This is a genomic window from bacterium endosymbiont of Bathymodiolus sp. 5 South, from assembly GCF_900128535.1.
GTDB lineage: Bacteria > Pseudomonadota > Gammaproteobacteria > PS1 > Pseudothioglobaceae > Thiodubiliella.
The window spans coordinates 1-13,546 of the sequence record NZ_FQTR01000048.1 but is presented as its reverse complement, the minus strand read 5'-3'; the positions used below and the strand labels follow the sequence as shown (position 1 = coordinate 13,546).

4 protein-coding genes are annotated in these 13,546 nt (G+C 37.1%); 2 read left to right on the top strand and 2 right to left on the bottom strand.

All coding sequences use genetic code 11. The features are described 5' to 3' along the window. Together BBROOKSOX_RS06035 and BBROOKSOX_RS06030 are read left to right on the top strand one after the other, a co-directional pair. Positions 1 to 184, top strand: a 184-nt coding sequence (locus tag BBROOKSOX_RS06035; RefSeq protein ID WP_139660333.1) for a BufA1 family periplasmic bufferin-type metallophore, incomplete at its 5' end; no start/stop codon positions are given. 174 nt (positions 185 to 358) lie between these two features. After that, positions 359 to 2,458 carry a hypothetical protein gene (locus BBROOKSOX_RS06030; protein ID WP_139660332.1) on the top strand — a complete coding sequence of 700 codons (2,100 nt, stop codon included), beginning with the start codon at positions 359 to 361 and terminating at the stop codon, positions 2,456 to 2,458. A gap of 61 nt (positions 2,459 to 2,519) precedes the next feature. Here BBROOKSOX_RS06030 and BBROOKSOX_RS06025 read toward each other — a convergent pair whose 3' ends face one another. Next, complete coding sequence (locus BBROOKSOX_RS06025; RefSeq protein WP_139660331.1) at positions 2,520 to 7,028, bottom strand: discoidin domain-containing protein; 4,509 nt, start codon at positions 7,026 to 7,028, stop codon at positions 2,520 to 2,522. A 112-nt stretch (positions 7,029 to 7,140) separates the two neighbouring features. Further along, entirely contained in the window at positions 7,141 to 13,074 is a 5,934-nt protein-coding gene (locus BBROOKSOX_RS06020) for an FISUMP domain-containing protein (RefSeq protein ID WP_180323877.1), read from the bottom strand. Between the last annotated feature and the right edge of the window lie 472 nt (positions 13,075 to 13,546).

Genomic DNA, 13,546 nt, shown 5'->3' with positions numbered 1-13,546 from the left:
TGATACTAATGCAGCAACTAAAGAAAAATGCTATGGCGTGGTTAAGGCAGGTCAAAATGACTGCGCTACTAAGACCTCATCATGTGCAGGCTCTTCGAATGCTGATGGGCAAAAAGACGCTTTTATTACTCTACCAAAAGGCTTGTGCGATAAGTTAGTTGGCGGTAATTTAACTTCTTCTTAGGCGTTTTTTTAATAATAACCTATGACGCTATCTTCCTTTTATCCATGTATGATTATTATTTTTCTAAAGAGTGATTGTTGGGTTATTTTTTAGAAAAATAAAATAATATGAGACTTTTGCATAAGTAGGGATAATTAGCTAAATGACAAGTTCTGTCGATACTTAACGTTTACAATGACATTAACAAATTTTAAACTTTCAACCTTAATTTCAGTTACCTTATTGACATTCAGTCTTAATGTCTTTTCTGCGGGGATTTGCATGCCAGGTGAAGAGGAACTCCCAGACGGCACTTTAACCCAAGAAGAGGTTGCTTCACAATACAAAGATGCGCTTAATGATGGCACCCTCCCCGAATCAGACGATGCATACTCTGATATTGCGATGGATAATATTGATTCTTTGAGTTCTAGTTCAGAGTTGGATATTGCAGCAGCAACAGGTGAAATAATGGATGCATCTGAATCTGTGGTAGAAACATCTATGATGTCTGCAGAAATGTTAACCAGCGCTGCAGGAGAAATCTTTGGAGCTGCCACCATAGCACTAACAATAACATTGAGTACATGGCAAATAATAGAAGCCTTTGCAAATCCAGATTCCACCGATTTGGACAAAGCAGTTGCTCTCTTTAGTTGGAACCCAGTTATTGGAACTATACTTCAAATCATCAATCAACACGCCCACTTCCTTGCAACGGAGCGCAAGATTAATGCCCTCAATTTTTTAGATCATTATAAATTTTCAACAACAGAAGAAGATACTCTAAAATCAATATTGGCAAAAATCCGCCCTGCTTTAGAGTCGGTAGTTGCCCAAGATATGGCATCTGTAAAAGAAATTATGATTGAGTCTAATGCAAAAATAGGCAGATATTATCAATCAGAATACCTCCGTAATGTTGATATATTACAAACTCATTTAAAACAATTTTTTGCAGCTAAATGGATAAAGGGTTCTCCAATATTTATAGAGTTGGTTGATTTTATGAATAAATCCAATAATGTAGAAAATGTTGTTAATACTGTCATTCAAGACGATCAATGGCACTTTTTAGCTGACAATGGTAGGACGGATGATATTAGCGTTATGAGTTTAGATAAATTTGTTTACTCAGAATCTAATAACGAAAACACACTACTAAATACCAATGTATTTGCAATTGAGTCCTTTGTATTAGACAATACTTGGATAATCGGTGGAATAAACGATCCAGAGGGTCACCTTGTAAAAGCGGCACACTATCTTGTTGTTACTTTGAGAAACACGCCTAATCAAGACCAAGGAGTGGAATATAACGCTTATTCTATTTTTAATCTTGACAACTTTGCAGCGCTCGTTAATACATTAACAACAACCAAAGACTTTGCAAATGCTGGTTGGACTGTTACTACTACCAGTTATACAGCGACAGGTATTAAAGTGCCCCTTGTTAGAGCTGATGTAGCTATACCTAGCATTATTTCTCAGAAAACTATTACATTTTGTGGCATAAACAACAATAACAATGTTGATTTTTTACAAGGCAAAGGAATAAAAAGAATGAGTAAGTGCTTAGACAGTATATTTTGGGATTACAAAAATCACTTTGCTGCTTATAATTTAGATCATATTATTCAAGTAGACGCACGCAATGATAAAACTATTAATACCACTCTACAAGAATTTTTACAAAGTTACGGGCAATCTTACAACCACCTATTGGCTCAAACTAAGATCAGCACTATTAACAAGTTTTACAAAGAAAAAGAGCCTATAAATCTACAAATTTGTCAGGTTTATTATAATAATGCTAAAAAAGTCCTATCTTATGCAGATGAACAAATGACTAGGGCTGCAAAAAACGCTTTCCAAAGAGACAACAATCTTAACAACCAAGGGCAAAGTCTAGAGAGTAGTTGTTGGCGGCGAGACTGTTTAGAAAGCACGCCAATGGGTAAAGTATTTGGTGGTAAATGCATACGCTGGTCGCCTGAAAAATATATGTGCGATGTGGTTACTTATGTACCAAAAAAAGACTCGGAGCTTGATTTAACAAAAAATATTATTCATCAACAAGTAGAGGATGATCGTCAAAATTGCCTCAAAAAAAGGGATGATGCGCCCATCATTTTTGCTAGACAACTAACTGCACAAGGTTATTTCTATCTTGATAAAAATGATTCTAGGGTGTTGTTTGAAGAGATATTTGAAGGCATTAGAGCATCTTTAATGAAGCGTTTTACTAAAGATGTTCTAATGTCTCAATCACCCAAAGATCAAAATACACCATAACATCTTAACTCAAATACAGAGAAATATTTACATAAATATAAAGGTTCATTAAGAATCTATTCTAGTCACTGGTTTCTGGCACTAAGTCATAACCCAACACCTGCACTTCCGCCAAAGAAAGATAGTTATTGCCTAGCAATTGAATCTTAACATAACTACCTTGAATGCGTGGTAAGCGTAAATCAATGACTTGTCTTGAATTGGGATAGGTGTGAAAATCTTGTTGATAAGTAGTGGTTGTGAAGTTAGCATTGTTAGACACGCTGACTTGATAATTAGTGAGTCTATCTTTGCAACAATCGGTTCGATTAAAAATGCGAATTTGTTGAATAAGTTTGGTTCCACCCAAATCCACTTGCCACCAAGCACCCTGTTCTTTATTGGTGCTACTAACACTATGGTTGCTACCAGATTCTAAACTGCCGTTGGTGTTACCATCAACTGCTTTCAAGGCAAAAGCCTGCTGGCCTGTTCCATGGGCAACAGAAGTACTAGATTGTGTGGCAGTTTTATTAAGCGCTAAATTGGTTACCAATGAAGCAATCCTTAAATCAAAAATACCATACCCAAAATCGTCAATCACAGGATGACCGTGATTAATAGCGACGGATGCCCGATGATCAGTTAAAGTCAGATTACGATCATACCCAAAACCGTCAATCATAAGATGACCGTGATTAATAGCGACGGATGCCCGATGATCAGTTAAAGTCAGATTACGATTTTGACAATTTGTGAGTAAACAATAACGAGCCTGAGTTACCTTTATTTTGCCATTATTGTCTACTTCAAAAAAAACACCTTTTTTATAAATACCTTGAGTAATTTGAGCTAAAAACAAATTGTTACCTAATGATATTGCTGTAAAACCAACTGACAATCCCTTTACACCAGAACCGCCAAAATTTCCTGTAATTTCAATAATTTTCCCCCCGTAAAAATCAGAAATAGCAATAGGTGTAACAGGAACAAAACCCGAAACAAGACCAAAACTGCCAGTACTTTTTATCGCAACAACAGGTGCTATTGACAAAGTAAGGTCAAAGATGCCATAGCCAGCTGCTGTTTGACTGTTGGCTACTACTGTATGCGAATCGGTTAAAGTTAGATGACGATTTTGGCATATTCTGAGGGCGCAGTAACGAGCGGCCGTTGCTACTATTTTATTGTTTTCTCGTATTTCAAAAAAAACACCTTTTTTATACCCTTTATCAATACCTTGAGCCAAGAATGAATTGCCATCTAATTTTATGGCAGTAAAATTAATAAAACCATTTACATGCATTCCAGCAAGTTTCCCTGTTATTTTAGTAATAATACGATTCTCATTTAATATGTGGGCATTAGGAATAGCCACAGGTTCAGTAGCTACAAAGCCTGAGATAAAACGACTACGAGAATTTAAGGCAACAGCAGTTGTTGAAAGCATAAGATCAAAAATACCGTATCCTCTAGATTTTGAATTAGTGGTTATACCTATGTATCTATCAGCTATGGTTAAATTGCGATTTTGACATTTTGTCAAAATACAATAACGGGCATGGGTGGCTTTTATGGCATTGTTATCATCTATTTTAAAGAAAACACCTTTTTTGTATTTACCAGCAACAACTTGAGCCAAAAATGAATTGTTGCCTAATTTTATGGCGGTAAATTCAATTGGTAAGCCTACTGACTCACCACCAAACTTACCTGTTATGTGTGTAACTGGATTACTTTCATTAATTAAATGCCCATTAGGAATAACAACACCTTGTGTGGTGACAAAGCCTGGAATAAAGTAATTGTTACGATTAATACGCGTTGTTGACAAAACGAGATTAAAAATACCATATGAGCCAACAGTTTGACTGCTGGCTATCGTTGCATGCGAATCCGTTAAAGCCAACATACGGCCTCTACACACCGCGAGGGCGCAATAGCGGGCAGCAGTTGCCTTTATTTTGTTATTCTTTATTTTAAAAAAGATACCTTTCTTGTAGCCATTTGCAGTAACTTGTGCCAAAAACGAATTGTCCCCCAAACTTATTGCCGTAAAATTAATTGCAGCGCCAATTGCAGCGCCGCCAAACTCACCTGTTATTTTGGTAACGATGTTACTTGCGTTAATCACAAGGGCATTAGGAATAGCAACACCCCCTGTGGTTACAAAACTTGAAACAAAGTGCTCATTAGAATAAAGAGGTTTTGTTGATGCAATAAGATTAAAGATATTATAGCCATCAGCCGTTTGATTATTGGCTATCTCTGAGTGGGGATCAGTCAAAACTAGATTTCGATCTTGGCATGTTGCAAGGAGGCAATAGCGGGCGGCGGTTACCTTTATCTTGTCATTCTCTATTTTGAAAAAAACACCTTTTTTATGGGTATCTGTGACCACTTGAGCCAAAAATAAACTACCCCCTAAATTGATTGCCGTAAAATCAATCGCACCTTTTATTGAACCATCAACAAACTTACCCACTATCTTAGTCACCACATTACTTGTGTTGATCAAATTAGCATTAGGAATAGCCTTACCCTGCATGGTTGCAAAGCCTGAGATAAAATGCTGATTAGCGTCAAGGTGGGTGGTTGACAAAGTAAGACCAAAAATACCGTATTCACCAACAGTTCGACTACTGGCTATAGTTTTGTAAGAATCAATTAAATGCTGTTGGCAATCTGTGAGAGGGCAATCACGGGCGGTAGTTGACTTTATCTTATCCCCTTCTATTTCAAAAAATACACCTTTTTTATGATTGTTAACAACGACTTGAGCCAAAAACGACTTATCACTTAATTGTATCGCCGTAAAATCAAGAACACCGTCTATTAAAGTGCCAGCAAATTTTCCTGTTATTTTGGTGACTATATTATTTGCGTTAATCAAATGAGCATTAGGAATAGTAACCCCTTGTGTGGTGACAAAATCTGAGATAAAGTGTTGGTTAAAATTAAAATGTGTTGTTGATAAAGTGAGATCAAAAATACCGTATCCATCAGCTGTTTGCTTATCAGCGACTGCTACAAGAGTATCCGTTAAAGTTAAGTGACGATGTTTACACTCTATAAGGAGACAGGAACGAGCTTGGGTTACCTTTATCTTATTCTTCTCTATTTCAAAGAAAACACCTTTTTTATACAAGCCCCCTGTAGCCACTTGGGCTAAGAACGAATTATCGCTTAATTTTATTGCAGTAAAATCAATTCTATCCTCTCCCTCTATTCCATTGCCACCAAACTTACCCGTTACTTTGGTAACGACATTGTTTGCATCTATCAAATAATTTGGAATAACAACGGGTTGTGTGGCGACAAAACCTGGGATAAAACGCTCATTAGCATCAAAATGGGTGGTTGATAAGATTAAACTAACAATGCCATACCCATCAGCCGTCTGCTCACTGGCAATAGCCACATGGGCATCAGTTAACGCTAGATTGCGATTTTTGCATTCTATCAGTAGGCAAGAGCGGGCTTGCGTTACTTTTATTTTGCTGTTGGCTTCTATCTCAAAAAAAACACCTTTTTTATGCGTGCCTACGATGGCTTGAGCTAAAAATGAATTGACGCCTAATCTTATTACAGTAAAGTCAAGCATACTCTCTCCATTATCCATTGTGTTGCCACCCAACTTACCTGTTATCTCAGTAATGATGTTGTTTTCATTAATCAAGTGTGCATCGGGAATAGCAACGGATTGTATGCCTATAAAATCTAAAATAAGGCGCTCATTGGCATTTAAATGGACAGTTGATAACACAAGATCAAAAATACCATATCCATTAGCTGTTTGACTATCAGCAATAGCTACATGCACATCAGTTAATGCCAGGTTTCGATTTTGGCAATCTGTGAGCAGACAATAACGGGCTTGTGTTACTTTTATTTTGTCATCGTCATCTATCTCAAAAAAAACACCTTTTTTATAATTTTTTTCAATTATTTGTGCCAAAAATGATTGGTCACCCAATTTTATTGCAGTAAAGCCAATTTTAGGATTGTCTATTAAACCACCACCCAGTTTGCCTGTTATTTGATTAATTACATCATTGGCTTTAATTGAGGGGGTAGAAACACCTTGTGTACTTATAAAGCCTAAAATAAAATGCTGGTTAAAGTGCGTATGCGTTATTGATAAAATAAGGTCAAAGATACCATAGTCGCCAATTGTTTGACTACTGGCCACAATAGCATAAGAATCAGTTAACGCCAAATTGCGATTTTGACATTTTGTGAGAGAGCAATAACGGGCGGCAGTTACTTTTATATTGTTGTCACTTATTTCAAAAAAAACACCTCTTTTATACGCACCAACAGTAGCCTGAGCTAAGAATGAATTGTTGCCTAATTTGATGGCAGTAAAATCAATCGAACTATTTCCGCCTATTGTTCTACCGCCAAGCTTGCCTGTTACTTTGGTAACAAAGTTATTTGCATCTATCAAATAAACATCAGGAATGGCAACGGGCTGTGTCGCCACAAAGCCTGAAATAAAGTGTGTACTAGCATGTGTTGATAAGGCAATCAAAGAAATGCCCACCATTAAAATACGAAAAAAGTTTTTTTTCAGAAAAAATATATTCATAAAATTACCCTATTAATTATTAAGTTATCCATTGCTATCACCCTAACTTACAAAACTGAATTAAGGTTGTTTGCATGTTTTATCAACCTATATCGTAAGTTTTGTAAAATTCTTACCACCGTGGGGTATAGGCAGGATAAGGTGTTTTGTTTACATCCTTAATGCAACGCACACTAAGTCCATAAGTATTCATATCATTAACACCTCTATAAATTCTGTCTGACGAATCTTTTAATGATCTAAATACAACCAAAGAAGGGGTGTCTTTGTTGCGACTAGAAGTCCAAAAATAACTTTCTTTGCCTCTAAGCGTATAATGATGATTCGGCGTGGTAAGATTTTCAGTTCTACCAGACATATTTGCATAAAACCCGCTATAACCTTTTTTCTTAAGATGGTAACCTTGGTTACTACCACGCCATGCCCATTGCGTATTTCGTTGGCTTTGATTCATACCTAAATACTTCTCTAAAGTTTTCCAATCGCCGTCTGTTGGAATGTGCCAACCTGAGGCACAAATGCCCTGTGCTCCCTTGACTTTAGAGCCATTCATAGCAGCCTCCCAATCATATGACTTGCCATAATAATGTGCATAATCTGAAGAAATATTTTCATTGGAACTGTGGCCATGAGATGCATTATGACGCATATTTTCTACCGTCCATATTTGATTACCAATTTCAACAGTGTCATAGTTAATACCAGCCACTGTCATTGGAAATGGAGGATTCTTTATGCAACGCACACTAAACGCTTGTTCATTTGGCGCAGTTGTGCCTTGCTGAATTGTAGTTGATAAATCATCTAATGACTTAAATGAAGCTAAACCAAGTTTTTTTTCAGAAGTCCAAAAGAAAGCTTTACGCCCTGAGAACATAAACATAGACTTAAAGGAATTTATAAATGCTAAATAACCAGTCTCGACCTTACCAACCATAAGTGCATCAAACCCACTACCACCCCATTTTTTAAGTTGAGCTCCCTCTTGGTTATCGTCCAAATGCGCTTTCAAAATATTCCATTCTTGAATTGTTGGAATACGCCACCCTGATGCGCAAATACCCTGTGTGTATTTTCGAGTCGATCCGCCCATAGCGGCAGACCAAGTGTAGTATTTGCCATTAATAGCATCGTTGCTTGCATTAGAGCGATAAGAGTATATGCCGTCTGCATTACCATGGCGCATATTTTCCGCTGTCCATATTTGAGAACCAATTCTAATCGTCTTATAACGAATGCCAGCAATCTCCATTGGCTCCTGATTATATTTTGTACTCTTATCGTTTAAATCTTGTATGCAACGCACATTCATACCATTGTTACGGTCAAAACTACCCGTTTTAACTAGGTTATTTTCGAAATATAGACTTTGTGCCTCATGATTGCTAGAAACTGTATCACTCCAGTAATAACCAGAAACACCGTCTTCTATAAGCATGCCAGCATCAGAAATACGCTTACCTGACATAGGTAATCCCAAAAAGTTTTCAAAAACAATTGAATTGGCGCCTATTTTTTCATCTTTAAACTCTTGTATAGTTGGCACACGAAAACCTGTTGGGCAAATATTGTTATTACTTCTATAACCCCAAACTGCTTGGCGTAAAGCACCTGATTGGTCAGCAGATGTCCAGTCTTTTCCATTGATAATAAATGCACTTGTACTGGGGTTAATGGTGCTTTCTTTAGCGCTTTTAAAGAAAGTATTTAAACGCTTTTGATGTCCATCATTGGTGCGCCCAAACTGATAAAAATAACCATAACACCCCATATCTGTACTGGTTCTACAAATTTGATTAGCGCCTAAATTTCTATCTAACCATGCTCTACCAGTTCTAGGTGAGGTAATAATATTATATGCCTTATCCTTAATCAAGTAATCTGCAACAGTAATCGTTTTTAAATCAAAAACAATTGGATTGCCATTGGCGCGAGCCGATATTATTGTCTTGCCATGACTCTTAGCACTGACAACCCCTGTCTTACTCACTGTTGCCACATTAGTATTTGATGATGACCATGTAATACCGTGATCACTGGCATTACTAGGGCTAATAATTACATTTAAGCGAACAGTGGTGTCAACTGTCATTATTTCTTGATAATCTTGTATTTGAATACCCCTTGTTAATATTGGTATAGGGTTGACTGAAATACGTACCCAAGCTGTGTCAGAACCAGCGGTATTGCTAGCAGTAATGCGATAGCGTTGCGTAGGTGCTACCTTATTTGGTGTACCTGAAATTGTACCTGTTTTTGCATTAAAAGATAAGCCGGCCCTTAATGCTGGGGCAATCTCCCACTTGGTTGCTATACGACCCATATTGGTAAATGTAATCGGTGCAATAGTGGTGCCAACAATCGCATTTAAGTCGTTAACACTAGGACTGATAAAAGGCGGCAGATTTTTAATACAACGCACACCCATGCCTATGGTATGTGGACTAGAAAGATAGGCATAAGTGGCAGTATTCTTAATAACAAGATGTTTAGACTGTTGGCTTCTCTCTAAACCATTTGACGCTGTTTTAGCGATATCTCTCGTCCAATAATTACCCTTGATTCCGACAAATTGCAACTGACCTGCTTTGTTACGCAAGCCATTTAATGATAATTTTAATTTTGAATTTACAAGACTAAACCTATTTCGGCTACCATTTATTTCGGCTCTTAACTCCTCTAGCGTTGGCAAACTAAATCCAGTTGGACAAATGTTAGTGCTATTATTTATCCATACAGATTGCCGTTTTTGACCTGAATCATCAACCCCAGGTGCGGTCCAATCATCAGCATTGATAATAAATTTTCCATTACCAGGGATAATATTTGTTGCTTGGATATCACTCAAAACAAGATTTTGGCTTCTGAGTTGATGCCCGTCACCGCTTCTTCCCCATTGATATAAATCACCATAACAAGCAACATCCGTAATATGGGCACAAGCCTGAGTGGCGCCTAAATTTCTATCCAGCCAAGCTCTACCTGTATCATCGGAAGTGATTATTGAATAACGCTTATCATTAAACATAAGCGTTTCTTGTTCGGCAATAGAAACAACAAATGTGCCATAAGTAGCACTGTTATCAGTGGCGGCTGCAACAACCATAATATGACCTGATTTAAGTGCATGCAGTTCTCCTGTTTGACTAATACGCGCTTTGCTCTTATCCCCAACAATTATCCAAGCGAGTTTTTTATTGCTTGCGTAACTAGGGTTAACCATCGCATTTAACTGAGTACTGTCGCCAACTTGGAGAATATTATCGCCCATTATTTGAATACTGCTAACCTTTGCTGCGTTATCAATAACTGTAATAGCAATAGAAGAAACTGCTTTTGAGTCATCAGCAGTTGTTATCTGGTAATCAATTGTATTTTGAGCAACTAACGGTGTGCCTGACAAAACCCCTGTTGCGGTATTAAAATTCAATCCATTACCAATATCTGGGGTGATAGACCAATTTTTAGCCACTGATGTAACCGTATCGCCAAACCCAATTGGCGTCATAGGCTTGTCAACTGTAAGAATTATTTTTTTAGGAGAATGGCTGGAAATGCTTTTATCGCTACTGTCCTTAACGCAACGAACGGAAGACCCTGTTGTTTTAAACTCATCACCCCTCCATATAGCCTTGGGATCTTGCTTAGTGGTAATTAAACGAGTCACTTGAAAACTATCAACACCCCAATGGCTAGTAGTGCCGATTTCCCGCATATCAAACTGACGCCTCAATTGCTCTATCGTTTTTCCGTTATCAGCAGTAACTCTCTTATGAGAAACAAATAAAACCGCATTGGAATTGTTTGGTGATACACCTGAATAGGGCGTAATCGTAATATATTTAATCGCAGACAATTTATTTAAATTGATTCTCACACTAGGATCCACGCCTAATTTCTCTGCATAATATCCACTGGTACGATAACCACCTTCCTGACTTGCCTGATCGTTTTTCTCTGTTACCGCCTTAATATTAGAAAAATACCATTTGCCTGACTTTTTTTTGTCTACGAGCCAAACAGAACGCACTAAGTCATTCTCATAAGGACCTATATAACGACTATTATATTTAAATTCATTGACACTGGTAGAACTAATAAAACTAGCACTCAGTCCTTGGGATTTCACTTGATTATAGGCATAATAACCAAGCAATTCAACATTAAATCCACTCGTGCCGCCTATTTTCATTTGAGCACCTTGATCGGTACCACGATACGAACTATTGATATCTTGCGTGACTTTACTCATCCCCAAGAAGCCTTCTAATGTTTTCCAGTCGTCATCTGTTGGAATATGCCAACCTTTTGCGCAAATGCCTTGCGCTCCTTCTTTACTTTCTCCGTTCATAGCAGCAACCCAACTATAATATCTGGTTTCTTTTTTAGCGTCAGAAAAACCAGACCAAAAACCATTGCCAATTTTACTTGGATAATGACGCATATTTTCAGTTGTCCATATTTGAGTGCCAAATCTTTTGGCAGGATAATGAATGAAACCAACACTCATTCGAGGTTTGCCCGTCATTGGATCAATGTCTTGATAATCCCCAATATTGACTAAATTAACAGGGTCAATCTTTAGACCTGCATAATTAATGCCTTGCGCATAACCCTTACTCGTTGAGAAATTAATTTGGTATGGCGTATCACCGTCACCCAAATTATCATTTTGCCCGTAAACAGTAATTTCTCTTGGTATATTCCAATTGTCTTTAGTAAAAGTAATACTTTTTTCTATTGCACCATTTGCAAATTTTCCCTCACTGGGATCGCTAGTCGAAATGCCGATAGTGGTAACTACTGTCCTTGCTTCATCTTGCCTATGAAGCACTATACTTGGGTTAGTAACGATTGGCTCGTAGTTCAGTACTATTGAAAATTTTGCTGTATCACCCTCCTCTGAAGTTGTGCCATCTAAGACTTTAACAGTAACCCCTGCAGTTTCAATGTTGACTAAATTGATAGGGTCAATAATTCGACCTTTATAATTGACCGTATGATAACCCCAGCCTGTTGCAAATATGATTTGATATGGCTGATTACCATCTGTCAGATGATCGTCCTGCCCATAAATAGTAAATTCTTTTGGTGTACTCCAGTTGTCCTCATTAAAGACAGCACCAAACTTTTTGAGACGCCCTTCAGTGCCATTGGAACTCCAAAAGAAAATAACCAACACACTCTTTCCATTGGCACTATCTTTCAAAGCATTGGGTTTAAATATTGGCTTATGGTTCAATACGATTGAAAATTTTGCCGTATTACCTTCCTCTGAAGTTGTGTTATCCAAAACATTAATGGTAACACCGCCACTACTGTGGGGACCGATGCTGGTTTTAATGTCAAGATCAGGATGATCGCCCGTGCTTGCACTTGAGTCGTTCTCATTACCCGGCTCTCCTGATTTACTTAAGTCGTTAATATTTTCAGCAACCCTAGTAAATCCCACAAAAGTTTTTGTTACTTCTTTAGCGTTTTCCTGTCTAATCAGTGTGCCAGTAAATTGATGACCAATATACTTACCGTCCAAAAAAACCTCAGAAAAAGTAATACTACCCTTATTGTCATTAGGCTGCATATTAGTGCCATAATCCCAAGTAAGCTTATAATTTTTAAATTTTGCGCCAAGAATAATCTTACCATCTACTTTAAAGTAGATGCCAGCAACTGTATTGTGTTTAACCTGAATATATTTACCTATAATCAATTCTAGCTTTTCACCAGTGCCATTATCACTGATTAAATTAGTTTGATAATCTCCACTCCAAAAAACCAAATGCTCAGATTTTTTCACCTCAAACGCCTGAATAACTTTCGCATAAGTGCAAGAAACACATTTATTATCATTTAAAAAATCATTCATAGAAGCAAAATCATCCTCACTGCGCATGGATATTTCAAGAGCCTTAAGCCACTTTACATACAAACTCGGACTGCTAAAGAGTTTTTTAACAAATGCATTTACTCTTGAATTGCTTATTGTTAAAGAGTTATCTATATCGGAATTAATGTTCTCATCATTATTTACATTATCGAAAATCATTTTTACAGCCCTTTCCTGAAAGGCTGTAGATTTAGCCAATAAATTTACATTCAAGGAAAAAACCAATAGACTGGTAACCAGTAATTTCATTATTTGCACAATTAGACTCCATTAAAATTAACACAAAATGTAGGATTATAGAAAAATTAAATCAATAAGTGCAGCACTTTGATTTAAAAACAACGCTTCCCAGTTATTTTGACAACGACCTCAAACATTTCCCAAGACTATTATCCTTTAAATTATGACAAAGTAGCAGGTTAAAGGATAGGCTAATTAGTCGCCCCTTAAAAACCACTCCAAACAAACCAAAACCACCCATTTTTCCAACCATCTAAATCAACAAAACTGCTTTTTATCCAGTGCCACAAAAAACCTTAGGTATTTTACAAAAAATAAACCCAGTTTTTGCCAAAACAAAAAAATAGTGGCTATTACCAGCCATTTTCTCAAATTCCAAGCACAAGCAGCC